The sequence below is a fragment of the Micromonospora lupini str. Lupac 08 genome, from assembly GCF_000297395.2.
GTDB lineage: Bacteria > Actinomycetota > Actinomycetes > Mycobacteriales > Micromonosporaceae > Micromonospora > Micromonospora lupini.
Window position 1 is genome coordinate 5,417,702 of record NZ_HF570108.1, and the last position, 26,201, is coordinate 5,443,902.

The 26,201-nt window shown below is 72.5% G+C and carries 23 protein-coding genes; 13 read left to right on the forward strand and 10 right to left on the reverse strand.

Annotated elements, in window-relative coordinates; genetic code table 11:
* Positions 1 to 118 precede the first annotated feature (118 nt).
* A complete protein-coding gene (locus MILUP08_RS25695; RefSeq protein WP_007463184.1) occupies positions 119 to 406 on the forward strand; it encodes an Lrp/AsnC family transcriptional regulator in 288 nt (95 codons plus the stop codon).
* Positions 407 to 493: 87 nt separating this feature from the next.
* Here MILUP08_RS25695 and MILUP08_RS25700 read toward each other — a convergent pair whose 3' ends face one another.
* The 5 genes from MILUP08_RS25700 to ctaE all read right to left on the reverse strand — a co-directional run bounded on the left by MILUP08_RS25700 (position 494) and on the right by ctaE (position 5,659).
* A complete protein-coding gene (locus tag MILUP08_RS25700; RefSeq protein ID WP_007463186.1) occupies positions 494 to 1,174 on the reverse strand; it encodes a DUF4142 domain-containing protein in 681 nt (226 codons plus the stop codon).
* Positions 1,175 to 1,366: 192 nt separating this feature from the next.
* On the reverse strand, positions 1,367 to 2,998 hold the full coding sequence (gene qcrB, locus MILUP08_RS25705; protein ID WP_007463187.1) for a cytochrome bc1 complex cytochrome b subunit: 1,632 nt from the start codon (positions 2,996 to 2,998) through the stop codon (positions 1,367 to 1,369).
* Positions 2,995 to 4,083: a cytochrome bc1 complex Rieske iron-sulfur subunit gene (gene qcrA, locus MILUP08_RS25710; RefSeq protein WP_007463189.1), complete on the reverse strand. Its 1,089-nt coding sequence runs from the start codon at positions 4,081 to 4,083 to the stop codon at positions 2,995 to 2,997. Before qcrA ends, qcrB begins: the two co-directional genes overlap by 4 nt.
* A 64-nt stretch (positions 4,084 to 4,147) precedes the next feature.
* A complete protein-coding gene (gene qcrC, locus MILUP08_RS25715) occupies positions 4,148 to 4,987 on the reverse strand; it encodes a cytochrome bc1 complex diheme cytochrome c subunit (protein WP_007463191.1) in 840 nt (279 codons plus the stop codon).
* Between the two features lie 72 nt (positions 4,988 to 5,059).
* Positions 5,060 to 5,659: an aa3-type cytochrome oxidase subunit III gene (gene ctaE, locus MILUP08_RS25720; protein WP_039906645.1), complete on the reverse strand. Its 600-nt coding sequence runs from the start codon at positions 5,657 to 5,659 to the stop codon at positions 5,060 to 5,062.
* 108 nt (positions 5,660 to 5,767) lie between these two features.
* On the opposite strand from ctaE, the gene MILUP08_RS25725 reads away from it, so the two are divergent.
* From MILUP08_RS25725 to MILUP08_RS25740, 4 genes are all read left to right on the forward strand, one after another.
* Positions 5,768 to 6,757: a cytochrome c oxidase assembly protein gene (locus tag MILUP08_RS25725; RefSeq protein ID WP_007463195.1), complete on the forward strand. Its 990-nt coding sequence runs from the start codon at positions 5,768 to 5,770 to the stop codon at positions 6,755 to 6,757.
* A gap of 105 nt (positions 6,758 to 6,862) precedes the next feature.
* Positions 6,863 to 7,258: a hypothetical protein gene (locus MILUP08_RS25730; RefSeq protein ID WP_007463197.1), complete on the forward strand. Its 396-nt coding sequence runs from the start codon at positions 6,863 to 6,865 to the stop codon at positions 7,256 to 7,258.
* A gap of 89 nt (positions 7,259 to 7,347) precedes the next feature.
* The gene (gene trpD / locus MILUP08_RS25735) at positions 7,348 to 8,412 is read left to right on the forward strand and encodes an anthranilate phosphoribosyltransferase (protein WP_007463199.1); all 1,065 of its coding nucleotides are present in this window, start codon (positions 7,348 to 7,350) and stop codon (positions 8,410 to 8,412) included.
* A 421-nt stretch (positions 8,413 to 8,833) separates the two neighbouring features.
* Positions 8,834 to 9,040 carry a hypothetical protein gene (locus tag MILUP08_RS25740; protein WP_007463201.1) on the forward strand — a complete coding sequence of 69 codons (207 nt, stop codon included), beginning with the start codon at positions 8,834 to 8,836 and terminating at the stop codon, positions 9,038 to 9,040.
* Positions 9,041 to 9,192: 152 nt separating this feature from the next.
* Here the strand turns inward: MILUP08_RS25740 and MILUP08_RS25745 are convergent, their stop codons facing one another.
* Together MILUP08_RS25745 and ctaC are read right to left on the reverse strand one after the other, a co-directional pair.
* Positions 9,193 to 9,618: a cytochrome c oxidase subunit 4 gene (locus MILUP08_RS25745; RefSeq protein WP_007463203.1), complete on the reverse strand. Its 426-nt coding sequence runs from the start codon at positions 9,616 to 9,618 to the stop codon at positions 9,193 to 9,195.
* Positions 9,619 to 9,627: 9 nt separating this feature from the next.
* On the reverse strand, positions 9,628 to 10,599 hold the full coding sequence (gene ctaC / locus MILUP08_RS25750; protein ID WP_007463205.1) for an aa3-type cytochrome oxidase subunit II: 972 nt from the start codon (positions 10,597 to 10,599) through the stop codon (positions 9,628 to 9,630).
* 405 nt (positions 10,600 to 11,004) lie between these two features.
* Between ctaC and MILUP08_RS25755 the strand changes: the two genes are divergently transcribed.
* Complete coding sequence (locus tag MILUP08_RS25755) at positions 11,005 to 12,156, forward strand: cysteine desulfurase family protein (RefSeq protein WP_007463206.1); 1,152 nt, start codon at positions 11,005 to 11,007, stop codon at positions 12,154 to 12,156.
* On the forward strand, positions 12,153 to 12,386 hold the full coding sequence (locus MILUP08_RS25760) for a sulfurtransferase TusA family protein (RefSeq protein WP_039906648.1): 234 nt from the start codon (positions 12,153 to 12,155) through the stop codon (positions 12,384 to 12,386). The genes MILUP08_RS25755 and MILUP08_RS25760 overlap by 4 nt, the downstream gene beginning before the upstream one ends.
* Positions 12,387 to 12,392: 6 nt before the next feature.
* Here the strand turns inward: MILUP08_RS25760 and MILUP08_RS25765 are convergent, their stop codons facing one another.
* The 3 genes from MILUP08_RS25765 to MILUP08_RS25775 form a co-directional block, all read right to left on the reverse strand.
* Positions 12,393 to 13,370 (reverse strand): carbohydrate kinase family protein, encoded by a 978-nt coding sequence (locus tag MILUP08_RS25765; protein WP_007463209.1) that lies wholly within the window; start codon positions 13,368 to 13,370, stop codon positions 12,393 to 12,395.
* Positions 13,371 to 13,569: 199 nt separating this feature from the next.
* Positions 13,570 to 13,938, reverse strand: coding sequence for an iron-sulfur cluster insertion protein ErpA (erpA, locus tag MILUP08_RS25770; protein WP_007463211.1), 369 nt, complete (start codon positions 13,936 to 13,938; stop codon positions 13,570 to 13,572).
* A 171-nt stretch (positions 13,939 to 14,109) separates the two neighbouring features.
* The gene (locus MILUP08_RS25775) at positions 14,110 to 15,249 is read right to left on the reverse strand and encodes a glycerate kinase family protein (RefSeq protein WP_007463213.1); all 1,140 of its coding nucleotides are present in this window, start codon (positions 15,247 to 15,249) and stop codon (positions 14,110 to 14,112) included.
* 67 nt (positions 15,250 to 15,316) lie between these two features.
* Here MILUP08_RS25775 and nadA point away from each other — a divergent pair, with 67 nt between their 5' ends.
* The 6 genes from nadA to MILUP08_RS25805 all read left to right on the forward strand — a co-directional run bounded on the left by nadA (position 15,317) and on the right by MILUP08_RS25805 (position 26,185).
* Entirely contained in the window at positions 15,317 to 16,516 is a 1,200-nt protein-coding gene (nadA, locus tag MILUP08_RS25780) for a quinolinate synthase NadA (protein WP_039906649.1), read from the forward strand.
* A gap of 212 nt (positions 16,517 to 16,728) precedes the next feature.
* The gene (gene murA, locus MILUP08_RS25785; RefSeq protein WP_007463216.1) at positions 16,729 to 18,084 is read left to right on the forward strand and encodes a UDP-N-acetylglucosamine 1-carboxyvinyltransferase; all 1,356 of its coding nucleotides are present in this window, start codon (positions 16,729 to 16,731) and stop codon (positions 18,082 to 18,084) included.
* Positions 18,085 to 18,199: 115 nt separating this feature from the next.
* Positions 18,200 to 18,793: a DUF3043 domain-containing protein gene (locus tag MILUP08_RS25790; protein WP_007463218.1), complete on the forward strand. Its 594-nt coding sequence runs from the start codon at positions 18,200 to 18,202 to the stop codon at positions 18,791 to 18,793.
* A gap of 227 nt (positions 18,794 to 19,020) precedes the next feature.
* Positions 19,021 to 19,581, forward strand: a complete 561-nt coding sequence (locus tag MILUP08_RS25795) for a helix-turn-helix domain-containing protein (RefSeq protein WP_007463219.1) — start codon at positions 19,021 to 19,023, stop codon at positions 19,579 to 19,581.
* Positions 19,582 to 19,955: 374 nt separating this feature from the next.
* Positions 19,956 to 25,142: a WG repeat-containing protein gene (locus MILUP08_RS37210; RefSeq protein WP_007463222.1), complete on the forward strand. Its 5,187-nt coding sequence runs from the start codon at positions 19,956 to 19,958 to the stop codon at positions 25,140 to 25,142.
* A gap of 44 nt (positions 25,143 to 25,186) precedes the next feature.
* Positions 25,187 to 26,185, forward strand: a complete 999-nt coding sequence (locus tag MILUP08_RS25805) for an aldo/keto reductase family protein (protein WP_007463224.1) — start codon at positions 25,187 to 25,189, stop codon at positions 26,183 to 26,185.
* Positions 26,186 to 26,201: the final 16 nt, after the last annotated feature.

Here is a 26,201-nt window from a genome sequence, read left to right on the forward strand (position 1 = left end):
AGCCACGCGCCGCACCGGGGTCAGGTCGACGAACCCGACCCGACGGGGTACGCCCTCTCCCGGTCCAGCCGGAGACATCTAGCATGGGCGACGACGCCGACGAACGGAGAATTGCCCCGTGATCACCGCGATCGTGCTGATCGACTGCGCCACCGACGCGATTCCCGAGGTGGCGGAGACCCTGGCCAATGTCACAGGCGTCAGCGAGGTCTACTCGGTGGCCGGGCACGTCGACCTCATCGCCATCGTCCGGGTCCGCGAGTTCGACCAGATCGCCCAGGTCATCGCGGGCAGCATCTCCAAGGTGCCGGGTGTGCTGAACACGGAGTCGCACATCGCGTTCCGGGCGTACTCCCAGCTCGACCTTGAGGAGACGTTCGCGATCGGCCTCGCCGACGCCGACTGACCCGCCAGGCCGCGTGGACGGCCGGTGCCGGACGCGGCGCGGCCGGCCCACCCGTGCGGGTGGACCGGCCGTCTGCCTGCCGCTAGGTCAGCTCTCGCTGGGAGCGGGCCGCTCGGTGGTGCCGAGGCCCGGTTCCGGGGACTCGGTGATGCCACCACTCGGAGCGGGCGACTCGGTGACGCCACCCGGAGCCGGCGACGAGGTACCCGGGCTGGGCGTACCGCTGGCGCTGGTCTGCGGGACCGGGATGCCCAGCTGGTTGGCGAGCTGGACCAGCTCGTCGTAGTGCGCCTGCAGCGTCGGCAGGGCGGTCTGGGCCAACTGGACCACCGACTGCTCGGAGCCCTGCGAGATCTCCGTCTGGGTGGCCTGGATGGCCTGGACGTGACCGGCCAGCTCACTGGTCACCCAGAGCCTGTCGAACTCCGCGCCGCTAACGTTGTTCAGCTTGTCGATGACCGCCTGCTGATCGGTCGTGGGCTCGTTGGGCAGTTCGACGTTGAGCTGGGACGCAGTCTGCTGCACCGTCTGGTCCAGCTGGGTGTGGTCGGTCTTGAACATCGCGCCCAGGTCCTTGACCCCCTGGTTCTGGCCCTTCTGCTGAGCCAGGTCACCGGCGGTGATCTCGAACAGGTTCACCTGGTGCACCGCCTGCAGATACTGGGTGTCCTGCGTCGACGGCTGTGCCGCGGCCTGCGCGGCCACGGCCGGCGCGACACCTACCAGCACCAGTGCGGCCAACAGGCCGAGGCGTTTGAGACCCAACATGCTTCCCCCCCTTGAGACGTTGGACCGCACGGATACCCGGCTCACGGGGGTTATTCCTGCGATCGCCCGGCGCGCGGGGTGCACCGGTCCCGCCGTGGCCGTCCGGCTCCTGCTCGGATGGGCGACGGCACGCCGACAACGACGTGGCGCCCGCCGGAAGTCCGGCGGGCGCCACGTTCGGTGCAGTCGGGGTCAGTGGCGGCTCTCGCCGCTGCCGATCTCCGCGCGCTCGGGCCGGGGCTCGACCGGCGGGTGACCCGGCGAGACCGGCGCCTCGACCGGCTTCTCGATCGGGTAGAAGAAGCCCCGGACCGCCGGGCCGAGAGCCCCGAGCCGGTTCATCTTCTTCGGCACCACCCAGCCGACGTAGTCCAACTCACCGTGGCCGTCCGCGTGCCCGTTCGCCGCGCTGAGCGGCTGGTGCACCTCGACGAACCGGCCGTCCGGCAGGCGCCGGATGATGCCGGTCTCCACGCCGTGCGCGAGCACCTCCCGGTCGTGCTGCTGCAGACCCAGGCAGAGCCGGTAGGTGACGTAGTACGCCAGCGGCGGGACCACGAGCAGGCCGACGCGGCCCGCCCAGGTCATCGCGTTCAGGCTGATCTGGAACTTGTCGGCGATCACGTCGTTGCCGCCCGACAGGGTCAGCACCACGTAGAAGGAGACCGCCATGGCGCCGACGGCCGTACGGGCCGGAACGTCGCGGGGCCGCTGGAGCAGGTTGTGGCTCTTGCGGTCCTTGAGGTGCCGGGCCTCCAGGAACGGGTACATCGTCGACAGGCCGACCAGGATGCCGGGCAGCACGACAGTCGGCCAGAACAGCGGCGGGATGACGTACCCGTCGCCGATCGGGATGTTGAGCTCCCAGGCCGGCATGAGTCGGGTCGAGCCGTCGAGGAACATGACGTACCAGTCGGGCTGGCTGGCGGCCGAGACCACCCACGCCTCGTACGGGCCGAACAGCCAGATCGGGTTGATCTGGAACAGACCGCCCAGCAGCGCGATGACGCCGAAGACGACCATGAAGAAGCCGCCCTGCTTCAGCGCGTAGCGGGGGAACATCCGCTCGCCGACCACGTTGCCGTTGGTCCGGCCGGGGCCGGGCCACTGGGTGTGCTTCTGCTTGAAGACCAGGCCCAGGTGGGCGCTGATCAGCGCGAGCAGCAGACCCGGGATCAGCAGGACGTGAGCGATGAAGAACCGGCTGATGATGATCGTGCCGGGGAACTCGCCACCGAAGATCGACGACGTGAGCCAGGAGCCGATCACCGGGATGGACAGCATGATCGCCGAGGCGATCCGCAGGCCGGTGCCGGACAGGCCGTCGTCCGGCAGCGAGTAGCCGGTGAAGCCGGCCAGGAAGCCGACCCAGAACAGCAGCGAGCCGATGATCCAGTTGGTCTCGCGCGGCTTGCGGAACGCGCCGGTGAAGAACACCCGCAGCATGTGCACGACGATCGCGGCCATGAACAGCAGCGCCGCCCAGTGGTGCATCTGCCGCATCACCAGGCCGCCGCGGACGTCGAACGACAGGTCCAGGCTGGAGGCGTACGCGGCGGACATCGGCGTGCCCTGCAACGGCGCGTAGCTGCCGTCGTAGACCACCTCGGTCATCGCCGGCTCGTAGAAGAAGGTGAGGAACACACCGGTCAGGAGCAGCACGATGAACGAGAACAGCGCGATCTCGCCCAGCAGGAACGACCAGTGGTCCGGGAAGACCTTGTTCAGCAGCCGACGGAGCGGGGTCGCCACCTGGAAGCGGTCGTCCACCCCCACTGCGGCCTTGCCCGGCGTGGCCGCCAGGTCAAACTTTCGACGCTTCATGGCCGCTCCCAGAAGTCAGGCCCGATGGTCTCGGTGTAGTCGGACTTCGCCACGAAGAAGCCCTCGGAGTCCACCTCGATCGGCAGCTGCGGCAGCCGCCGGCTGGCGGGGCCGAAGACGGGCCGGGCGTTGTCGGTGATCAGGAACTGGGACTGGTGGCACGGGCAGAGCAGCCGGTTGGTCTGCTGCTCGAACAGGCTCGCGGGGCAGCCGGCGTGCGTGCAGATCTTGGAGAACGCCGCGTAGTTGCCCCACATGAAGTCGCCGTGGCCGATCCGCTCGTTGGCCCGGCGTGACTCCTGGGCGTCCGAGTCACGCAGGTGGATCAGCAGCGTCGGCGAGTCGGCGTGCCTGTTGCTCACACCGTGCTCGATGCCCGGGAAGACCGTCAGCTGGCCGCCGGTGCTGATGTCCGCCGGGCGCACCGGACGGCCGTCCTCGCGGACGAGGCGGATCCGCTGGCCGCCCTCGGCGGTGGCGAACCCGGTGGTGAACATCTGGTTGTTCTTGTGCGGCTGCGAGATCAGACCGCCGACCAGCGGCGCCGCCGCGACCGCGGCGACCGGCGCGAGGCCGGCCAGCAGCGAGATGCCGAGCAGCGGACGACGCTTCACACCCAGCTCGTCGGCCATGTAGAGCATGGTCTGGCCGGTGATGGTGCGACCGTCGGCGTCCACCGCGCCCTCGTGCCGGTCCTGGATCGAGACCTCCTTGGGCAGCAACTTCTTGCCCCAGGTCAGGATGCCGAAGCCGACGGCGAGCAGCGCGATGCCGAGGGTGGCGCCCAGCAGCGGGGTGTAGAACTTGTCGCCGCCGCGGCCCGGCGCGTACTGCCACGGCCACCAGATGTAGATGGCCAGGAACGCGGTCGCCGCCAGGCCGGTGATCAGGAAGAAGCCGGCCACCACCCGGGTCAGCCGACGCTCGGCCTTCGTGCCGGGCAGCACCTGGGGCTCGTAGTGCACGATCTCGATGTCGTCACGACGCGCGCCCTCACGGACGATGTCGAACCGGGTCAGCCCGGGGTCGTTCACGTCGAGCGGCTCCCGGCCCTGCGGGGCCTGGTGCTCGGTGTGCGTGCTCATGCCGTCACCTCGCTACGGGTGGCGCCGAGCGGCACCACGGCACTGAATCTGACGATCCGCTCGGTCACGACTTACCCGCAATCCACAGGCTAGCGAACACGAGCGCCACAATGCCAACCAGGAAGATCGCCAGGCCCTCGGTGGACGGCCCGTACCGACCGAGGTTGAACCCGCCCGGGTCCTGGTCGGTCTTCAGCGTCTCCTGGATGTAGGCGATGATGTCGGCCTTCTGCTCCGGCGTGATCTGGTTGTCGCCGAACACCGGCATGTTCTGCGGGCCGCTCAGCATCGCCGCGTAGATCTGCCGGTCGGTCGCCGGGTGCAGGCTCGGGGCGAACTTGCCCGACGAGAGCGCGCCACCGCCGCCGCCGAAGGCGTGGCACTGCGAGCAGTTGATCCGGAACAGCTCGCCGCCGGCCGCGACGTTGCCGTCCTCGTGGAGGTTGTCCTCGGTGCCCGGGACGACCGGGCCGCCACCCAGCTCCTGGACGTACTGGCCGAGCTGGCGGACCTGCTCGTCGGTGAAGACCGGCGGCTTGCGGTGCGCCTGGGCCTCCTGGCGGGCCAGCGGCATACGGCCCGAGCTGACCTGGAACTCGACCGAGGCCGCGCCGACGCCGATCAGGCTCGGCCCGCGACCCTCGACGCCCTGGGCGTTGCGTCCGTGGCAGGTCACACAGCTCACGTCGAACAGCGCCTTGCCCTCGGCTGCGGCGCCGGTCAGCGGCGGATTGTCCTGCGCCTGCGCACCGGGGGCGAAGACGGTGTAGGCGCCGCCGGCGAGCATCAGCGCGGCGAACAGCCGGACCGCGGCGCCCAGCCGGCGGCGGCCCCTGCTGCGCGCGGCGGGCCGCCCGCGCAACCGCGCGAGCAGGCCGCGTCGGCGGTCGTTGTCAGAAGTCATGACCTGTGTCCTTAACCGGTTGGACCTTGTCTCAGGGGACGGAGCAGCGGCGCGGTTCGTGACGCGCCAAGATCACTGAAGCCAGTAGATCATGGCGTACAGCCCGATCCACACGACGTCGACGAAGTGCCAGTAGTACGACACGACGATCGCCGAGGTCGCCTGCGCCGGGGTGAACCGACCCATGGTCGTGCGGACCATGAAGATGATGAAGGCGATCAGACCGCCGGTCACGTGCAGGCCGTGGAAGCCGGTCGTCAGGTAGAACATCGAGCCGTAACCGTCGACGTTGAGCTTGACGCCGTCCTCCACCAGGTGGCGGTACTCGTTCACCTGGCCGAGCACGAAGATCAGGCCCATCACGAAGGTGACGGTGAACCAGCGTCGCAGCGCGTGCACGTCACCCTTCTCCGCCGCGAAGACGCCGAGCTGGCAGGTCACCGAGGACAGCACGAGGATCACCGTGAAGGTGGTCGCGTACGGGATGTTCAGCGACTCGGTGTGCTTCTCCCACTGCTCCGGCGCTGCCGCACGGATCGAGAAGTACATCGCGAAGAGCGCCGCGAAGAACATGAGTTCGCTGGAGAGCCACACGATCGTCCCGACGCTGACCATGTTGGGTCGCGTCAGAGAGTGGATCCGGCTCTTGTCAATGGCTGGGGCCGCAGTCACGCCGTCATTATTGCCCCTGACCGGGGCCGGCGATCAGCGGGGTGGCAAACCTGCGCCTTCCGTGGCCCGACCGTCGGGGTCCGGTTCGCCTGGCCTAGCCTGAAAAGCGTGCTGCACGTCGATCCGATCCTCGCCGCCACCTCGGCCGTCCCGGCCGATGTGTTCGCGGCCACTGTGGCAGGCCCGTCCACGCTTGCCGCCGGGGCCGAGGCGACCCCGCCACCGTTCACCGTCGGCGCGGTGCTGACCGAGACCCGGCTGGACAGCTGGCTGGCCCTCGGCCTGGTGCTCGCCGCCGGCCTCTACCTCTACGGGGTGCACCGGTTGCGCGTCCGCGGGGACCGCTGGCCGATCGCCCGTACGGTGTTCTTCCTCGGGCCCGGCCTCGGCGGCATCGCCCTGGTCACCGTGAGCGGCCTGCACGCCTACGACACCACGCTGCTGTCGGTGCACATGGTCCAGCACATGGTGCTCTCCATGGTGTCGCCGATCTTCCTGGCGCTGGGCGCACCGATGACGCTGGCCCTGCGGACCCTGCCGGTCGGCCCGCGCAAGCGCCTCCTGGCGATCGTGCACAGCCGCGTCGCGCGGGTCTACAGCTTCCCGCTTGTGGCGTTCGCCATCTTCGTGGTCAACCCGTTCGCGTTGTACTTCAGCGACCTGTACCGCTTCACGTTGGAACACGCCTGGGCGCACGAGCTGGTGCACGCGCACTTCATCGTGACCGGCTGCGTGTTCTTCTGGCCGCTGCTCGGCCTCGACCCGCTCCCGGGCCGCTGGCCCTACCCGGCGCGGGCCCTGCTGATGCTGCTCTCCGTGCCGTTCCACACCGTGCTCGGGCTCACCATCATGCAGAGCACCACCCTCTTCGGCGGCGACTGGTACCCGTCGCTCAACCTGAGCTGGGCCGACCCCAAGGCCGACCAGGTGGTCGCCGGGGGCATCCTCTGGGCCGGCGGCGAGTTCGTCAGTGTGACCATGCTCGCGGTGCTCGTCGTGCAGTGGGTGAAGCAGTCCGAGCGGGAGGCCCGCCGGGTCGACCGCGAGCTGGACCGCCAGGAGGCCCGCGAGCGCGCCGCCGACGCCGCGACCACCTGAGCTGCGCAGACGGTACGCCGGCGGCCGGGCGTCGGGCGGGATGTCGGCTACGTCACGTCGACCGGTACGATCGGCGGGCAGCTACGAGGTGGGAGCCTGTCAGCCATGAGCGATCGTCTGTGCACCGTCCTGCTCTACAGCGACGACCCGCAGGTCCGTGACCGGATGCGGCTCGCTGTCGGCACCCGGCCCGCGCCCGGGCTGCAGATCGAGTTCGTCGACGCGTCGACGTACGCCGAGACCATCCGGCTTGTCGACGACTACGAGATCGACCTGCTGGTGCTCGACGGTGAGGCGAGCCCCGGCGGCGGCATCGGCATCGCCCGCCAGATCAAGGACGATCGGGACGACGCCCCTCCCACCTGCCTGGTGATCGCCCGCGCCGCGGACCGATGGCTCGCCGCGTACGCCGAGGTCGACGCGACGCTTGTGCACCCCCTCGACCCGGTGACCACCGGCAGCACGGTGGCCGAGCTGCTGCGGACGCACGCTCCCGCCTGACGTCCCCCGCTCTCCGGCACCGACGCGGCGCCGGACCAGCCGGCGCCGGTTCCAGCCCACCCGCACTTCGTACGCTCGGGAGGCCCGCCATGGGCGATCGGACCTGGCCGCACCTGCTCAACTCGCTGCTGCGCGGCGAGGAGCTGTCCACCGCCGACACCGCCTGGGCGATGGGCGAGATCATGGCCGGCTCGGCGGGGGCGGCGCAGGTCGCCGGCTTCGCCGTTGCCCTGCGGGCCAAGGGCGAGACCTCGGCCGAGCTGGCCGGCCTGGTGGAGACGATGTTGAGCCGGGCCGTCCCGGTCGACCTCCCCGACGAGCTGCGCTCGACAGCCCTGGACGTGGTGGGCACCGGCGGTGACCTCGCCCACACGGTCAACATCTCCACCATGGCCGCGCTGGTCGTGGCGGGCGCCGGCGTCCGGGTCGTCAAGCACGGCAACCGGGCCGCGTCCTCCCTGTGCGGCACCGCCGACCTGCTGGAGTTCCTCGGCGTCCCGCTCGACCTCGACCCGGACGCCATCGTGCGCTGCGTCACCGAGGCCGGCATCGGCTTCTGCTTCGCCGCCCGGTTCCACCCGGGGATGCGGCACACCGGCCCGGTCCGCCGGGAGCTGGGCGTCCCGACCGTGTTCAACTTCCTCGGCCCGCTGACCAACCCGGCCCGCCCCCGCGCAGGCGCCGTCGGCTGCTTCGACGCGCGGATGGCGTCGGTGATGGCCGGCGTGTTCGCCGCCCGGGGCGACTCGGTGCTGGTGATGCGCGGCGAGGACGGGCTGGACGAGTTCACCACCGCCGCACCGACCCGGGTGTGGGCGGCGCAGGGCGGCACCGTACGAGAGGCTGTGCTGGACGCGACGGACCTGGGGGTCCCCCGGTCCACCCTCGGTGACCTGCGCGGCGGTGACGCCGCCTACAACGCCGGCGTGGCCCGTCGCCTGCTGGCCGGTGAGACCGGCCCGGTCCGCGACGCGGTGCTGGTCAACGCGGCCGCGGCGCTGGCGACCCAGGGTCCGTTGGACGGCGACCTGACCGAGGCGCTGCGCGCCGGCCTGGACCGCGCCGCCGAGTCCATCGACTCGGGTGCGGCGGCGGCCACCCTGGACCGCTGGATCGAGACCGCCACCACCGCCGAGAAGGCCGCCACCGCCTGACCCGCGCCGGGGCCCGCGTGACCGACGCGGCGCAGCCGCCCGGGTGGCCCGCATGACCCACGCGGCGCAGCAGCGCCGGACGGCCCGCGTGATCGACGCGGCGCAGCAGCCCGGGGTGGCCCGCATGACCCATGCGGCGCAGCAGCGCCGGACGGCCCGCGTGATCGACTCGGGTTCCGGGAATCGGCGGTGTCCAGCCGGTCGCGATGCCCCGACTTCCCTGATGTCGAGTGGATCACGCCGTGGCCAGGGCGCCCAAGCCGCGGGCCGGGGTGCCCGAGCTGCGGGCCGGGGTGCGCGGGCGGCACCCGCGGAGATTTGTCGGACCCGCGTGGGAAACTACAGGCGAGTGATTCTCCGCTTCCGTTGTGCGTCGCTGTCGCATTCGGGGGCGGCTCGCCTGGAGTGAGAGGAGACGCCCGTGTCGCATCACGAGCTTTACTGCGACGTCTGCGAGGGCGTGGCAGCGTTCGAGGCGCCGCCCTGCGTCGACGGCCACGGCAGCGACTGCCCCGAGCTGGCCTGCACCGGTTGCGGCGCCGCCGTGGTGATCGCCACGTACGCCGTCGGCGTCACCCGGCTGGCCGACCGCCGCCGTCGCCAGCCCACCCACCGCCACGCCGCCTGACCCCTCGGTCGACCCCGACCGCGCCGCCGACCTGGCCCCAACGACGGCACCGCCGACGTGGAGTCGACCACGGCACCGCCACGACGAAGGCCCGCTCCCCCGATGGGGTGCGGGCCTTCGTCACGCCTGTCGGTCGCGGGCGACCGGGTGGATCAGTGCTCGGCGGTGCGCCGGGTGCCGGTGTAGTACTCGAACAGCAGGCCGCAGGCGGCGAAGATGACCGCCAGCAGGCCGGCGCCGATCAGCCAGAACTGCCAGAACACCATGCCCAGCGCGGCGGTCGCGGCGGCCAGCGCCAGACCGAACGGCCAGTAGCTGCCCGGGCTGAAGAAGCCGACCTCACCGGCGCCGTCGGCGATCTCGGCGTCCGCCCGGTCCTCCGGGCGCAGGTCGATACGGCGGGAGACGAACCAGAAGAAGCCACCGCACATCGAGCAGAGCAGGAACGACAGCAGCAGGGCTACGGTGCCGACCCACTCGACGTTGCCGGACTCACCGTGGGTCCAGGCGCCGTAGAGGATGGTGGCGCCGAAGAGGAACCCGGCGATGATCAGGAAGATACGCCACTCGGTCTTCATGCGGCTGCCTCAGCTTCCCGTGCCGGCCGGAGCGCTGTCCGGGTTGAAGTTGCTCTGCGTCCGTCGGGTGTCGAACGGCTGCGTGGTCTGCGCGTACGGCTCCTCGCCGATCTGGGCCAGCGCGTCCTGCGTCGACTTGCCGCTCTGCTTGGCCGCGAGGAACTGGTCGTACTTCTCCGGCGAGACCACGCGCAGCTCGAAGTTCATGAACGCGTGGTAGCTGCCGCACAGCTCGGCGCAGCGGCCGACGTACGCGCCCTCGGCGTCCAGGCGGGAGACCTCGAACACGTTGCGGATCTTGCCCGGCATGACGTCCCGCTTGAACAGCAGCTCCGGCACCCAGAACGAGTGGATGACGTCGCGGCTGGTCTCCTCGAACCGGATGGACCGGTTGGTCGGCAGCACGAGCACCGGGATGACCTCACTGGTGCCGAGCGTCGACGCGGTGGTGCGGGCCTCTGTGCCCTGACCGTCGCGGTAGTTGAACTGCCAGTTCCACTTGAAGGCGACGACCTCGACCGTGACGTCCGGGTTCTTCGACAGCTTGTCGACGTCGGTCTGCACGATCGCCGTGTAGTAGAAGAGCACGGAGACGATCAGGATCGGCGCGATGGTGTAGAGGAACTCCATCGGCAGGTTGTAGCGGGTCTGCACCGGCAGGGCGTTGCCGCGCTTGCGGTAACGCACCACACACCAGAAGATCAGGCCCCACACGAAGACGCCGACCGCGAGCGCGGCGACGCAGGAGGCGATCCACAGGTCGTACATCCGGTGCGACTCCGCCGAGATGCCGCCCTGCGGCCAACCGAAGCCTTCGAACGTCTTGCCGACGTCACAGCCCGTGAGCAGAACCAGCAGAGCCACGCCCCCGAGACCGAGCCCGGCCAACCGACCAGCACCGCGTCCCCGGCGTCCACCGACCCCTGGGGCAGCACCGTGCCGTACGGCCGACGGCCGTACCTCCGAACTCCTTGCGACCACCTGGTCCTGCCTCCCTAGCGCGCCGCGGTGCGTCTTTCCTCAGCACCGGCGGCAAAGGCGTCACCGACGGTCGCAGATTACTCGACCATGACGGACTCGGCCGTGGTGGGGTCACTGTCCGCCCCCATCGGGGGGATCCTGGGCATAACGTCGCGATAGCGTCTGATCCGTGAGCGCGAGGAGTGAGCCCGGGTTGCGAGCCCCGCAGCCGCGAACAGAGGCAGGTCCGTGAGCGCGAGGAGTGAGCCGGGGTTGCGAGCCCCGCAGCCGCGAACAGAGGCAGGTCCGTGAGCGCGAGGAGTGAGCCGGGGTTGCGAGCCCCGCAGCCGCGAACAGAGGCAGGTCCGTGAGCGCGAGGAGTGAGCCGGGGTTGCGAGCCCCGCAGCCGCGAACAGAGGCAGGTCCGTGAGCGCCTCTTCGGTCTACCTGGACGCGGCGACCGCCGCGCCGCTGCATCCGGTCGCCCGGCAGGCGCTGCTGGCCGCCTTGGAAGACGGCTGGGCCGACCCGGGAAAGCTCTACAGCCAGGCGCGCCGTGCGCGGCAACTGCTCGACGCCGCCCGCGAGGCCGCCGCGCAGACGCTCGGCGTCCGCGCCGACGAGCTGTCCTTCACCAGCAGCGGTACGACGGCAGCCCACGGCGCGGTGCTCGGCGGCCTGGCGGGACGGCACCGGGCCGGGGCGACGCTCGTGCACTCGGCGATCGAACACTCCGCCGTCCTGCACGCCGCCGAACGGCACGTCGCGGCCGGCGGCGTCGCCCACTCGGTGCCGGTCGACCGGGTGGGCCGGCTCGATCTGGAAGCCTGGTCGGCGGCCGTCCGGGCACCCGGGGTCGCGCTGGCCGCGCTGATCACCGCCAGTCACGAGGTGGGCACCGTGCAGCCCGTCGCCGAGGCGGCGGCCGTCTGCGGGGACGTCGGGGTGCCGCTCTACGTCGACGCGGCGCAGTCGGTCGGGCGGGTGCCCCTGCCGGCCGGCTGGTCCATCCTCAGCGCCAGCGCGCACAAGTGGGGCGGGCCGCCCGGGGTGGGGCTGCTGGCGGTCCGCAAGGGCACCCGCTGGGAGTCGCCCTGGCCGGCCGACGAGCGGGAGGGTGGGCGTACCCCCGGGTCGGTGAATCTGCCCGCGGTGGTGGCGGCGGCGGCGAGCCTGCGCGCGGCGGCGGCCGACGCGGCCGCTGAGGCGACCCGGCTGGACCCGCTGGTGGACCGGATCCGGACGCGGGTCGCGGCGGAGGTGCCCGACGTGGAGGTGGTCGGCGACCCGGTGCTGCGACTGCCCCACCTGGTGACCTTCTCCTGCCTGTACGTCGACGGCGAGACGCTGCTGCACGCGCTGGACCGGCGGGGGTTCGCGGTGTCGTCCGGCTCGTCCTGCACGTCGTCCACGCTGCGGCCGTCGCACGTGCTGGAGGCGATGGGGGTCCTCTCGCACGGCAACGTCCGGGTCAGCCTGCACCGGGACACCACCGAGTCCGACGTCGAGCGGTTCCTCGCCGAGCTGCCCGGGATCGTCGCCGGGCTGCGCGCCGACGCCGGGGTGGTGGGGCTGTGACGATGCCGGACGAGGTGCTCGACTGTCGGGGGCAGCGCTGTCCGCTGCCGGTGATCGCGGCGGCCCGCCGGATGCCGCAGGTGCCGGTCGGCACGGTGGTCCGGGTGCTCGCCGACGACCCGGCCGCGGCCGTGGACCTCCCCGCCTGGTGCCGGATGCGCGGCCAGGAGTTCCTCGCGGCGATCACCGGCCCGGACGGCCCCGCCTACGACATCCGCCGCACCCACTGACCCGGGTTACGGGAGGAGGTGCGGGCGGACCTCGTCGGCGGCGGCGTCGCCGTAGGACTCGGCGAGGCGCTTGACGAACAGGTCGCGGCGGACGTCGTACTCCTGGGTGCCGACCGTCTCCAGCACGAGCGTGGCAAGCAGCGAACCGACCTGGGCGGCCCGCTCCAGACCGAGGCCCCAGGAGAGCGCGGTGAAGAAGCCGGCCCGGAAGCCGTCGCCCACACCGGTCGGGTCGACGGCCCGGATCTCCCGCGCGATGGGCACGTGGATCGGGTCGATGCCCCGGCCGGCGATCTCCACCCCGTCCTTGCCCAGCGTGGTGACCCGCACCTTGACCAGGTCCAGCAACTGGTCGTCGCTGAGCTGCGCCTTGCTCTGCAGCAGCGACTTCTCGTAGTCGTTCGTCATCAGGTACTCGGCGCCTTCGATCAGCGCCACCACGTCCTCACCCGGCATCCGGGCGAGCTGCTGGGAGGGGTCGGCGGCGAAGGCGTACCCACGGGTGCGGCACTCGGCCGAGTGTCGCAGCATCGCCTCCGGGTCGTTGGCGCTGACCAGCACCAGGTCCAGACCGCCGAGCCGGTCGGCGACCGGGGCCAGCTCGATGTTGCGCGCCTCGCTCATCGCACCCGCGTAGAACGACGCGATCTGGCACATGTCGGTGTCGGTGGTGCAGACGAACCGGGCCGTGTGCGCCACCTCACTGATGTGCACGGAGTCACAGTCCACACCGTGCCGCTCCAGCCAGGAGCGGTAGTCGGCGAAGTCCGCGCCCACCGCCCCGAGCAGCACCGGGCGCAGCCCGAGCTGGCCCATGCCGAAGGAGATGTTCGCCGCGACCCCGCCACGGCGGAGCACCAGGTCGTCCACCAGGAAGGAGAGGGAAACCTTGTGCAGCTGATCGGCGATGAGCTGGTCGGCGAAGCGACCCGGGAAGCTCATCAGGTGATCGGTGGCGATCGAGCCGGTCACGGCGATCTTCATGTCAACCCTCGGGGTCGGGAGCAGGGCGCGGTCAGCCTACCGGCCCGGCAACCCGGACGTGACCGGTCGGTCGGGCAACGGCAACCCGCCGGCCACTGATCGGCCGGGCGGTCCCGGGACCGCTCCCACCCTCACCCGACACGACGACGGGGCCGTCCCGGAGGACGGCCCCGTCGTCGGTGGTGCGTGGTGCGCGACTTTAGTTGAACGAGTCGCCACAGGCGCAGGAGTTGCCCGCGTTGGGGTTGTCGATGGTGAAGCCCTGGGCGTCGATCCGGTCGGCGAAGTCGATCGTCGCGCCGGACAGGTAGGGGGCGCTCATCCGGTCGACGACGACCTCGACGCCACCGAAGTCGGTGACGACGTCACCGTCGAGCGAACGCTCGTCGAAGAAGAGCTGGTACCGCAGGCCGGAGCAGCCACCCGGCTGCACCGCGACGCGGAGCCGCAGGTCGTCGCGGCCCTCCTGCTCGATCAGGGCCTTGACCTTCTGCGCCGCGACGTCGGTGAGGACGACGGAAGTAGGGGCCTGGGCCTCGGTCGACTCGGTCTGCGCTGGCGTGGTCACGTGGAAGTCTCCCTGCGCGGTTTTGGGTCCGGACGCACTGGCCAACGCCGCGCGCCGTCCAGTGATTCCCGGTTGTGGTCCGGTTCCGATCGTACGCCGCCCCGGCCGCGCTCACCCGCGTGGCGTGATCGCGGCCGCAGGTCGGCCCCGGTGACGCGTTGGTCGGGAGCCTCAGCGGCTCCACTGCCGGGCCAGTCGGGCGCCCAGCTCGCGCAGCCCGTCGGCGGGACGGCTCAACGCGGCGTCGAGCCCGCCGGCCTGCTCCCCACCGAAGTGCTCGACAAGGCTGTACGCGTCGGTGACCCCCGCCGACGCGGCCTCCCGTCGGCCGGTGCTGACCTGGCCGGCCACCACCACGCAGGGCACCCCACGGTCGCGGGCGGCCCCGGCCACCCCGGCGACGACCTTGCCGCGCAGCGACTGGTGGTCGAAGGACCCCTCCCCGGTGATCACCAGATCGGCGGTGTCGAGCGCTGCCTCCAGCCGGGTGGCCCGGGTGACCAGGCCGATGCCCGACTCGCAGGCGCCGCCGAGCGCGAGGACTGCCGCGCCGAGGCCGCCGGCGGCCCCACCGCCGGGCAGCGCGCCGAGCCCCGCCGGACAGCCGGGGAGATCCCGCTCCAGCACCGCCGCGAAACGCTCCAGGGCCGCGTCGAGCAGCAGCACGTCGGCGCGGTCGGCGCCCTTCTGCGGGCCGAACACGTTGCTCGCGCCGTGCAGGCCGAGCAGCGGGTTGTCCACGTCGGTGGCGGCGACCAGCCGGGCGCCGCGCAGCCGCGGAGCGCCGTCGAGGGCGTCGACCACTGCCAACGCCGCCCCGCCGTACGGCAGCGCCGCACCCGTGGCGTCCAGGGGTGTGGCGCCAAGCGCGGTGAGCATGCCGGCGCCGCCGTCGTTGGTGGCGGAGCCGCCCAGCCCGATCACCACCGTCCGGGCCCCGCTCTCCACGGCGGCGGTCACCAGCAGACCCAGCCCGTACGAGGTGGTGGCCTTCGGGTCACGCTCGGCGGCGGAGAGCAGGTGCAGGCCGCACGCCTGCGCGCTCTCCAGGTAGGCGGTCGCGCCGTCGACGGTGAGCAGGATCTCACCGGCCGCCGGCCGGCCCAGCGGGTCGACCGTCGGCACCGTCACCCGCCGGCCGCCGAGCGCGTCGGCGAGCACGTCCACGAATCCCGGCCCGCCGTCGGCGAGCGGCCGGATCAGCAGGTCGTCACCGTCGGCGACGCTGCGCCATCCGTCCGCCACCGCGGCGGCGACCTCCGGGGCGGGCAGGGTGCCGGCGAACTTGTCCGGGCAGAGCAGCACGCGCATGCCGAGCAGTGTGGCAGCCCACACCGAGCGGAGCTGCGGCGCGCTCGCGCTGTGGGACCATGGCTACGTGACTTCGACCTGGGTGGAACCCTCCAACACGGCGACGGCTCTGCTGCTGCTCGGCCGGGGCAGCGACCCCGACACCGAGCGCGGCGTCGAGTGTCCGGGCGACCTGCCGGCGCCCAGCGACCCGGACCTGGTGGCCCGGGCCACGGCGGCGAAGGCGAAGCTGGGCAGCAAGGTCTTCGTGCTGGGGCACCACTACCAGCGCGACGAGGTGATCCAGTTCGCGGACGTGACAGGTGACTCGTTCAAGCTGGCCCGCGAGGCCGCGGCCCGCCCGGACGCCGAGTACATCGTCTTCTGCGGCGTGCACTTCATGGCCGAGAGCGCCGACATCCTCACCACGGACGCCCAGCGGGTGATCCTCCCCGACCTGGCGGCCGGCTGCTCGATGGCGGACATGGCCGTCCTCGGTCAGGTCGAGGCCGCCTGGGACACGCTCGCCGAGCTGGGCATCGCCGGCGAGACCGTGCCGGTGACGTACATGAACTCCTCGGCCGACATCAAGGGCTTCGTCGGCCGCAACGGCGGCGTGGTCTGCACCTCGTCCAACGCCAAGCGCGCTCTGGACTGGGCGTTCGAGCAGGGCTCGAAGGTGCTCTTCCTGCCGGACCAGCACCTGGGCCGCAACACGGCGGTGCTGGAGATGGGCCTGTCGCTGGACGACTGCGTCCTCTACGACCCGCACAAGCCCGGTGGCGGCCTCACGCCGGAGCAGCTCCGCGACGCCAAGATGATCCTGTGGCGGGGGCACTGCTCGGTGCACGGCCGGTTCACGCTGGAGAGCGTCAACGACGTCCGCGAGCGGGTGCCCGGGGTGAACGTGCTGGTCCACCCGGAGTGCCGGCACGAGGTGGTCACCGCGGCCGACTACGTGGGCTCCACCGAATACATCATCAAGGCCGTCGAGGCCGCTCCGGCCGGTTCGGCGTGGGCGCTGGGCACCGAGCTGAACCTGGTCCGCCGGCTCGCGCTGGCCCACCCGGACAAGCAGATCATGTTCCTCGACAAGGCCGTCTGCTACTGCTCGACCATGAACCGGATCGACCTGCCGCACCTGGTCTGGGCGCTTGAGGAGCTGGTCGCGGGCCGGGTCGTCAACCAGATCACGGTGGACGCCGACACCGCGCACCACGCGCGGGTGGCGCTGGACCAGATGCTCGCCCTGCCGGGGGCGGACACTCCGCCACCGGCGGCTGCCTGATCACGATCAGTGACGCCCTTGGTACGCAAAAGTGCCGGATCACCGATTAATGCCACACACGCCGGTGTGACCGAGTCCTTTTTCGTCACCGAGGGCTATGCTGCCGAGGCGAGGACGCAAGCGGGCCGTTTCGATATGGCCGCATCCGGGGTAGCCACATAGTTCACGCTCCCCACCATCAACACAGCAGCACCGACGCGCTGGAGGTTGCGTTGACCGACGACGTCCTGGTCGTGCATGGAGGCACTCCGCTCGAAGGGCGGATCCGCGTGCGCGGCGCGAAGAACCTGGTTTCGAAGGCGATGGTCGCCGCACTGCTGGGCGACAGCCCGAGCCGGCTGTTCGACGTGCCGAAGATCCGCGACGTCGAGGTGGTCCGGGGTCTGCTCGGTCTGCACGGCGTCAAGGTGACCGACGGCGCCGAGGACGGCGAGCTCGTCTTCGACCCGGCGAACGTGGAGAGCGCCAGCACCGACCAGATCAACGTGCACGCTGGTTCGAGCCGGATCCCGATCCTGTTCTGCGGGCCGCTGCTGCACCGGCTCGGGCACGCGTTCATCCCGGATCTGGGCGGCTGCCACATCGGCCCGCGCCCGATCGACTTCCACCTGCAGGCACTGCGGGAGTTCGGCGCCACTGTCGACAAGCGGCCCGAGGGTCTGCACCTGTCCGCGCCGAACGGGCTGCACGGCACCAAGTTCGCTCTGCCGTACCCGAGCGTCGGCGCCACCGAGCAGGTGCTGCTGACCGCGGTGATGGCCGAGGGCGTCACCGAGCTGCGCAACGCCGCGGTGGAGCCGGAGATCATCGACCTGATCTGCATCCTGCAGAAGATGGGTGCGATCATCAAGGTCCACACCGACCGGGTGATCGAGATCCAGGGCGTGCCGAAGCTGCACGGGTACACCCACCGGCCGATCCCCGACCGGATCGAGGCCGCCAGCTGGGCCGCGGCCGCGCTGGCCACCCGTGGCCACGTCGAGGTGCTCGGCGCGCAGCAGGCCGACATGATGACCTTCCTGAACATCTTCCGGTCCGTCGGCGGCGAGTACGAGGTCACCGACACCCGGCCGCCGAAGCTTGGCGACCCGGGCCAGGAGGGCGGCATCCGCTTCTGGCACCCCGGCGGTGAGCTGAACGCGGTGGCGCTGGAGACGGACGTCCACCCCGGCTTCATGACCGACTGGCAGCAGCCGCTGGTCGTGGCGCTGACCCAGGCCCGCGGCCTGTCGATCGTGCACGAGACGGTCTACGAGCAGCGGCTGGGCTACACCGAGGCGCTGAACTCGATGGGCGCCAACATCCAGGTCTACCGCGACTGCCTCGGCGGCACCCCCTGCCGCTTCGGCCGGCGCAACTTCAAGCACTCGGCGGTGATCGCCGGGCCGAGCAAGCTGCACGCCGCCGACCTGGTCATCCCCGACCTGCGGGCCGGCTTCAGCCACCTGATCGCGGCGCTCGCGGCCGAGGGCACCTCCCGGGTGTACGGCGTCGACCTGATCAACCGGGGCTACGAGGACTTCGAGGCGAAGCTCGCCGACCTCGGCGCGCACGCCGAGCGCCCGTAACCTGTCTCACCCATCGTTCGGCCACGACGGCTCCAGATCGCGCACCGCGACCTGGAGCCGTCGGCCGCTGTACCGCGATGTGCACCGGGCGCGAACCGTTGGCTACCCTTGCCGCGTGCCGTCGCTCTTTCGCCGCAAGTCCACCGACCTCGTCGACGAGGCCGTCTCCTCGGTGACCCCCGAGGAGACCGCTGACCGTCCCCGGGGTTACACCCCCGCCAAGGGTCGGGAGACGCCGAAGCGACCCACCGTCGGCCGTCGCCCGGCCGGCCCCACCCGCCCCCTCACGAAGGAGGAGGAGCGGGAGCGGCGCCGCCAACTGCGCACCGAGGCCGCTGCCGACTTCCGCCGCGAGGGTGGCCCCCGTGACCGGGGCCCGGAGCGACTGCTGGCGCGCAACGTGGTCGACTCCCGGCGTACCGTCGGCACCTGGTTCTTCGGCGGCGCGTTGATCGTGCTGATCGGCTCGAACGCGGCGATGCCCCCGGTGGTCCGGCTGATCTCCAACGTGCTCTGGGGCGCGCTGGCCCTGGGCGTGGTCGTCGACTCGCTGCTCATCTGCCGCAAGATCGGCAAGCTGGTCCGCGAGCGCTTCCCGAAGACCGACCAGCGGATGGGCTCCCTCTACCTCTACGCCGTGATGCGGTCGATCACCTTCCGGCGGATGCGCGCTCCGGCCCCCCAGGTCAAGCTCGGCGACAAGGTCTGATCCCGGCTTCGGCGACCCGGCGCCGCCCCAGCGGCGACTGCGGCCGCGTCGGGTGCCGGCCTCGGGGCCCGCGTCGGGTGCCGGCCCTGGTACCCGCGTTGGGGGCAAAGCACAGCGGGAAGCGTCCGCGCAGCGGCTGTTCGTTGTACCGTGCGCGTAGTTCATCACGGTGAACAGGTCGCCCGTTGTTCGTCACCGCGAACGTTGATCCAATGGAGCGAACACGCATGCCTGGAGAGCCGGCTGCCCCGTTGGCCAACATCGCCGCCGCCCTGCGCCGCGAACGGGAGCGCGTCGGTGTCTCGCTGACCGAGCTGGCTCATCGGGCGGGAGTGTCCGAGTCGACGCTCGCGCACCTGGAATCGGGGACCGGCAACCCCAGCGTCAAGACGCTCTGGGCGCTCGGTGTGGCGCTGGGCGTACCGTTCAGCCGCCTCGTGGAGCCGGCCGACGTCGACATCCGGGTGATCCGCGCCGGGGAGGGGCCCCGGGTTGGTTCCGAACAGGCCGACTTCACCGGGACGCTGCTCAGCGCCGGCACGGCCCACCTGCGCCGGGACGTGTACCTGATCGAGTTGGAGCCGGGCGCGGTCCGGGAGGCGGACGGGCACACCCCCCGCAGCATCGAGCACGTGGTGGTGGCCGCCGGACGGCTGCGCCTCGGCCCCGAGGGGGGCACCGTCGACCTCGGTCCCGGTGACTACGCGACGTTCCCCGGCGACACACCGCACCGGTACGAGGCACTGGTCCCGGGCACCTTCGCCGTCCTCGTCATGGAGCATCCCTGACCCGATGCTCCGGTCCGTCCCGTCGTCGGGTGGGGTATCGTCGAAGGTCAGATAGCGTTATCGGCCCAAATGTCCGGAACCATCGGATAACGTTTGCGCTCGTGGGCGGTGCCACAGTGGCGGTGAGCGAGCCCGCGCCGTTACCCTCCATCCGCAGCCACGCCCTGCCGGAACGGGCGACCCGACCGGCACGCGAGGCCCCAGCGCGACAATTTGCAACGAGGTGACAACGCCGTGAGCGAGCGGACGCGAGCCGGCCACCGGGGCGTGGCAGGCGGCGACCGGACGCCCATCGGTCACCGGGGCACGACCGCGGACACCTCACCGTCGACGGGGAGCGGCCACACGGCCGGGTGTGGCGACGGGCTCGACGGATGAACGGCCGCTACACCGACCGGTGGCGGGACCCGAACGAACCGTCCTGGGTGGTCGAGCCGACCACCGAGTGGCACCCCCAGTTCCCCGGCCAGCGCTACGCCGGCGACATCGGCGTCACCCACCAGCCCGCACCGCCGCCGCGCGGACGAGCGAGCGTGGCCGGTCGTACCGAGGTGCCTCCGCTCGCGCCCACCCGACCGGACGGCACCTACCTCGGCCGCTCCTGGGCCGACGAACCTCCGGCCGAGCCAGCCCCCAACGGCCGGTGGGGAACGGACGACGAGCCGGGCGAGTCACCGGCCTACGGCTGGTCACGCAGCGACGAGCGCCCGGTCGACACGGCGCACCACGGACGACCCGAGACCCCGCACTACGACCATGAGCCGTACCGCCGGCCGCTCCCCGAGCCGCCCCGGCGGGAGGAACGCCGTTCCCCCGAGTCCGACCGGCGGACCGCCTGGTCCGACCGGCGCCCCGGCGACGACCGGGGACCGGCCCGCGAGGCCGCCTGGCACCGCGAGCAGCCCACTTCCGAGCGGTACGACGGCCGCTCGCCCCGCAACGAGCCGGGCGACCGGGACCGGACGTACCCGACAGCGCCACCCGTCTCCCCCGGTCCCTACTCCCCCGCGCCGCGCAGCGACTCCGGGTGGGTGCCCGAGCCGGACGAGGCGCCGCGTCGGCGCGGCACGTCGGAGCGGCCGGCCGCGAGTCACGATCGGCACCCCGGCGACGGGTACGGCACCCGACCGGCCCGGGGCCACGACGGCCGCCCGACCGACGGCTGGGCCGCCGAGGGGGCCGGCCAGTGGGCACCCGTGGACAGTCGCTCCCGCTACCGGGCCGACGGCCACCCCGACGACGCCCGCCGGATGGAACGGCAACCCGACGATGCCCGCCGCGCGGAACGCCTACCCGACGACGCCCGCCGCGCTGAGCGGCAACCGGACGACGCCCGCCGCGCGGAACGGCTGCCCGACGACGCCCGCCGGATGGAACGGCAACCGGACGACGCCCGCCGCTCGGAGCGGGGCGTCGCCGACGGTCGGTCCCGGGTGGACGCTGGCCCCGGCGCGCCCACCGACCGGCAGCGCCGGCCGGACGAGGCCTTCGGCCCGCCGTCGACGTCCGAGGGCGGACGGCGGCGACGCCCCGAACCGGAGGCGCCGGAGCAGCCCCGCCGCGACGACGAGCGCCGCCGTCCCGATGTCGAGCCGCACCGCCACCAACCCCGCGAGGCGGCGGCCCGCACCGAGACGTACCCGGACCGTCGCCCGCGCGAGAACACCCGGCCGGAGCGGTACGGCGAGGAGCAGCCGTACCGCGAGGAGAGTTACCGCGAGACCCGGTCGCAGCCCGGCACCCGGTCGGGTGGCGGCCTGCCCTGGCCGACGCCCGGACCGGTGCACCCGGACCGCACCCGCGAGCCGAGCTACCGGCCCGAGCCGCACCGCGACGCCGAGCCGGGGGGCCCGTCGCGGCCGGCCGCCCGACCCGAACGGCCGCCGGCGGAGCCGCCCCGGTACGACGAACGGCCCGCCGCGACGGCACCGTCCACCTCCGGCCGGGCAACCCCGGCCCCACCGACACCCGTCTCCCCCGCCGCACCGGACACCGGCCGGACCAACCCGGTCCCGCCGACACCCGTGTCCCCGGCGGCACCGGATACCCGCCGGACCACCCAGGTCCCTCACACACCCATCTCTCCGGCCGCACCGGGCACCGGCCGGGCCAACCCGGCCCCGTCCGCACCCGTCTCCCCAGCCGCAGCGGGCACCGGCCGGGCAGAACCGGTTCGACAGGTGTCCCCGGAGCGACAGGTGTCGCCCGCCGGGCCCGTCCGCGACCGGCCGGTGTCCGCGGCCCCCGTTTCTCCCGCCCCGGCAGACCAGGGGTGGCGCCCGTCCACGTCGTCCGCTCGTCCCGAGCGCGACCGGCCGGTGTCGGCCGCACCGGTCTCCCCGGCGGACGTCCCCGTCTCCGGTCCACCGGCCGCCCGGCTGCGGCTGGAGTTCCTGCCCGCCCCGGTGGATCCCCCGCCCTCCGACGAGCGGCCGGAGCCGCCGCAGCGGCCCGAGCACCGCACACCTTCCGAAGCGGCTTCCACCGCCGACGCCCGGTCCACCGCGCCACCGCGCTATCCCGGTCCGGACGCCGGCAGCCGCTCGCCCGACCGACGGCGGGACGACAAGCCGGCGGCCGACCAGCGCCAGCCGGCGCCGCCGGTGCGTCCTGCCCCGCAGGACCAATCCACGCACCCCACACCCGCGCAGCGGCCCTCGTCGACCGCGGATGACCGCCCGCCGGTCGCGCCGCCGCCGGCCTGGCAGCGACCGGAGCAGCCCGCCGCCCAGGTGACGCCGACGTCCTCGGCACCGGCGACGGACGCCGCGCCGGCGCTTCCGATCGCCCCGGGCGTGCCGCGTCGCTACGTGCCGCCGGCACCCTCGGAGACGACCGCGCCGAGCGCTCCGGAGCCGGCGGAGGTGCTGGCCCGGGGGCCGGAAGCCTGGTTCAGCCCCGCCGCCCAGCCGGTCGAATCCGATCAGGACGAGACGCCAGCCGACCAGCTGCCGACCGAGGAAACCGCGACCCCCACCGTCGCCGAGACGACCGACAACTGGAAGCCGGGCGACGGGTCGGCCGGCTCGCCACCACACGACGGGGACGAGCACGACCGGTCGTCGGCATCCGGCCAAGCGCTGGTCGGCGACGCCGCAACCGACCGGCGACCCGACGTGGCCGTCGAGGACACTGCGACACCGATCTCTGGACCGCCCGCCGGTCCGGTCACCCCGCCATCGAGCCGGCCGGTGTCCGCACCGCCAGCCGACCCGACCGCCGCACGGCCCGCCCCGCCCGACTCGGCACGACCAGTCTCGGCGCCGCCCGACTCGGCTCGGCCCGTCTCGGCACCGCCGGTCTCCGCGCCGCACGATTCGGCCTGGCCCGTCTCCGCACCGCCGGTCTCCGCACCGCCCGACTCGGCCTGGCCCGTCTCCGCACCGCCGGTCTCCGCACCCGATTCGGCCTGGCCCGTCTCCGCACCGCCGGTCTCCGCACCGTCCGACTCGGCCTGGCCCGTGTCGGCACCGCCGGCCTCCACCACGCCGTCGGAGGTGGCCGACGGTGAGCGTTTCCCCATGGCCGACGACCTCGTCACCCACGTGGAGCCCGCCAGCGAGCCGACCCCGAGCGACGAACCGGAGCCGGTCTCCGGACCGCCGGCACACCCGGTCTCCGGTGCTCCACCGGCCTGGTCGAACGACCCGCTCGACGATGATGCTGCTGACGACGCAGCGGCAACCGTCGAGCCGACACCCGCCGACATCCACCGTCCAACTGGCGACGAGCCGTACGCCGAGACGCCGGAGCACCACGGCGAACGCGCACCCGACGACGTCCACGAGCCCGCTGGCCCGACAAGCGCGCCGACCGCCGACACCTTCACCGACACATCGCGCGACGGCCTCGCCGACGCTGGGCCGGCGGACCGACCGACGTCGGCACCGCCCGCGACGAGCAGCGCGTTTCCGTCAACCGACGGGCTGGACGCGAATGTCGACCCGGCCGGGTCCGGCCCGGCGACCGAGGCGACGCGCACGCCGCCCGAGCCGGCGGCGGAGCGGCCCACCTCGACGGCACCCGTCTCCGCACCGCCAGCCGCTACGCCACCGGCCGCGCAGGCGCCCGTCTCCGCACCACCGGCCTCCCCGCCACCGGCCGCGCAGGCACCCGTCTCCGCACCACCGGCCTCCCCGCCACCCGCCGCGCCTGTCTCCGCCGTACCGCTCGCCGGCATTCCCGCGCCCCGCAGCGGATCGTCCGACCAGGACGCGCCGGTGTCGGCGCCGCCCGCCGTGGCACCGGAGACGCCTCGTCCCTCGCTTGCCGATCAGGGCGACCCGGAACAGGTCCTGGCCGCGTACCGCTGGCGGCTGGACCCGGTGACCCTGCGCGAGGAGTTGACGGAGCCGGACGCCATGCGGGCCATCCGACGGCGGTTGACCGAGAAGCTGGGCTCGGCCGTGGACAACAGGGCCCGTGCGCGGCTGCTCAGCCTGCGCGCGGTAGCCTCGCGGATCCTCGGCGACCTCGACGACGCGTTGGCCGACGGCCGGCTCGCCCTCACCTACGCCGAAGCCACCGGCGAGCTGCGTCGGACCGCTCTGGCCCAGGCCCGGCTGGCTCACGTCCTGCGCTGGCGGGGCGACTACGCCGAGGCCGACCAGCTCTTCGCCGAGGCCAACTCGATCGAGCTGCCCGACCGGCTGCGGGCCGCACTGCACGAGCACGCCGGGCGGTGCTGCTATGACCAGGGCCGGCTGATGGAGGCCTGTCACCACTTCGAGCGGGCGCTCGACCTGCGCGGGGCCGGCGACGCCGAACTGCTGGACCGGGTCCGGGTAGCCCTCGACGCGGTGACGGCGCGGGCATCGGCGGATGGCTTCGGGGCGTACCCCCGGGGTCGGGACGAGGTGCTCGACCGTGACCGGCCCCCGCAGCCGGACCGGGACGGACCGCTGTGGGGTTACACCGACCACGCCGGCGACCAGGTCATTCCCGCCCGGTACGCCGAGGCGCAGCCCTTCCACGACGGGCTGGCCTGGGTCCGGCGGCCGGACACCGACCGGTGGTCCCTGATCAACCTGCTGGGTACGACGGTGATCCCGCCCTCGTTCCGGGCGGTGCGCCCGTTCAGCGACGGCCTGGCCTGGGTGGTCACCGACGGCGGGTGGACGGCGATCGACCCGACCGGCGCGGTGCAGGTTCCGCCCAACTTCGCCGACGTGCGGCCGTTCCGCCGGGGGCTGGCCGCGGTGAAGCGCGAGGGGTGGGGGGCGGTCGACCGGACCGGCCGGATCGTGGTGCCGACCCGGTACCACGGCTTCGTCACCGAGCTGACCGAGGGAGGGCCGGTCGACGGCTTCACCGACGAGGGTCTCGTGGTCGTCGACGTGGCCGGACGGCGCGGTGTGGTGGACCGGACCGGTGCGGTGCTGGTGCCGCCGTCGTACCCGATGGTGGTCATCCACCCGGTGGCGTTCCTCGTGGGCAGCGGCGGCCGGTGGGGCGCGCTGGACCGGCGGGGTGAGCCGCTTATCGACCCGGTGCACCCCGATCGCGCGACGGTGCTGGAGGAGATCGACCGGCTGCTGACCGACGCCAACCCGGTGCTCTGAGTCGCCGCTCGGCGATCGTGATCCACCGGAGTTAGGGTCGGGGCATGGAATTCCGACACCTGGGCCGTTCCGGCCTGATGGTCAGCGAGATCTCGTACGGCAACTGGATCACCCACGGTTCACAGGTCGAGGAGGACGCGGCGAACGCCTGCGTCCGGGCCGCCCTCGACGCGGGGATCACCACCTTCGACACCGCCGACGTGTACGCCGGCACCCGGGCCGAGGACGTACTCGGCCGGGCGCTGCAGAACGAGCGTCGCGAGGGCCTGGAGATCTTCACCAAGGTCTACTGGCCCACCGGGCCGGGTCGCAACGACCGCGGCCTGTCCCGCAAGCACATCATGGAGTCGATCAACGGCTCTCTGCGCCGGCTGCGCACCGACTACGTGGACCTCTACCAGGCCCACCGGTACGACTACAGCACGCCGCTTGAGGAGACGATGGAGGCGTTCGCCGACGTCGTGCACTCCGGCAAGGCGCACTACATCGGCGTCTCCGAGTGGACCGCCGAGCAGCTGCGGGCCGCCCACCCGCTCGCCCGTGAGCTGCACGTCCCGCTGGTCTCCAACCAACCCCAGTACTCGATGCTGTGGCGGGTCATCGAGACCGAGGTCGTACCGGCCAGCGAGGAGCTGGGCATCGGCCAGATCGTCTGGTCGCCGATGGCCCAGGGCGTGCTCTCCGGCAAGTACCTGCCGGGGCAGCCGCCGCCGGCCGGTTCCCGCGCCACCGACGAGAAGTCGGGCGCGAACTTCATCTCCCGGTTCATGAACGACGACGTCCTGACCCGGGTGCAGCAGCTCAAGCCGCTCGCCGAGCAGGCCGGGCTGAGCATGGCCCAGCTGGCCGTGGCGTGGGTCCTGCAGAACCCGAACGTCTCGTCGGCGATCATCGGCGCGTCCCGCCCCGAGCAGGTGCACGACAACGTGAAGGCGGCCGGGGTGAAGCTCGACGCCGAGCTGCTCAAGGCCATCGACGAGATCGTCGAGCCGGTCACCGAGCGAGACCCGGCGAAGACCGAGTCCCCCGCCGAGCGTCCCTGACGCGGCTCCGGTCCGG

Bases quoted from the DNA above. Each gene is read 5' to 3' on its own strand.
- MILUP08_RS25700 (WP_007463186.1), bottom strand. From the start codon at position 1,174: ATGTTGGGTCTCAAACGCCTCGGCCTGTTGGCCGCACTGGTGCTGGTA.
- qcrB (WP_007463187.1), bottom strand. From the start codon at position 2,998: ATGAAGCGTCGAAAGTTTGACCTGGCGGCCACGCCGGGCAAGGCCGCA.
- qcrA (WP_007463189.1), bottom strand. From the start codon at position 4,083: ATGAGCACGCACACCGAGCACCAGGCCCCGCAGGGCCGGGAGCCGCTC.
- qcrC (WP_007463191.1), bottom strand. From the start codon at position 4,987: ATGACTTCTGACAACGACCGCCGACGCGGCCTGCTCGCGCGGTTGCGC.
- MILUP08_RS25730 (WP_007463197.1), top strand. From the start codon at position 6,863: ATGAGCGATCGTCTGTGCACCGTCCTGCTCTACAGCGACGACCCGCAG.
- trpD (WP_007463199.1), top strand. From the start codon at position 7,348: ATGGGCGATCGGACCTGGCCGCACCTGCTCAACTCGCTGCTGCGCGGC.
- MILUP08_RS25745 (WP_007463203.1), bottom strand. From the start codon at position 9,618: ATGAAGACCGAGTGGCGTATCTTCCTGATCATCGCCGGGTTCCTCTTC.
- MILUP08_RS25765 (WP_007463209.1), bottom strand. From the start codon at position 13,370: ATGAAGATCGCCGTGACCGGCTCGATCGCCACCGATCACCTGATGAGC.
- MILUP08_RS25775 (WP_007463213.1), bottom strand. From the start codon at position 15,249: ATGCGCGTGCTGCTCTGCCCGGACAAGTTCGCCGGCACCCTGCCCGCC.
- MILUP08_RS25795 (WP_007463219.1), top strand. From the start codon at position 19,021: ATGCCTGGAGAGCCGGCTGCCCCGTTGGCCAACATCGCCGCCGCCCTG.
- MILUP08_RS37210 (WP_007463222.1), top strand. From the start codon at position 19,956: ATGAACGGCCGCTACACCGACCGGTGGCGGGACCCGAACGAACCGTCC.
- MILUP08_RS25805 (WP_007463224.1), top strand. From the start codon at position 25,187: ATGGAATTCCGACACCTGGGCCGTTCCGGCCTGATGGTCAGCGAGATC.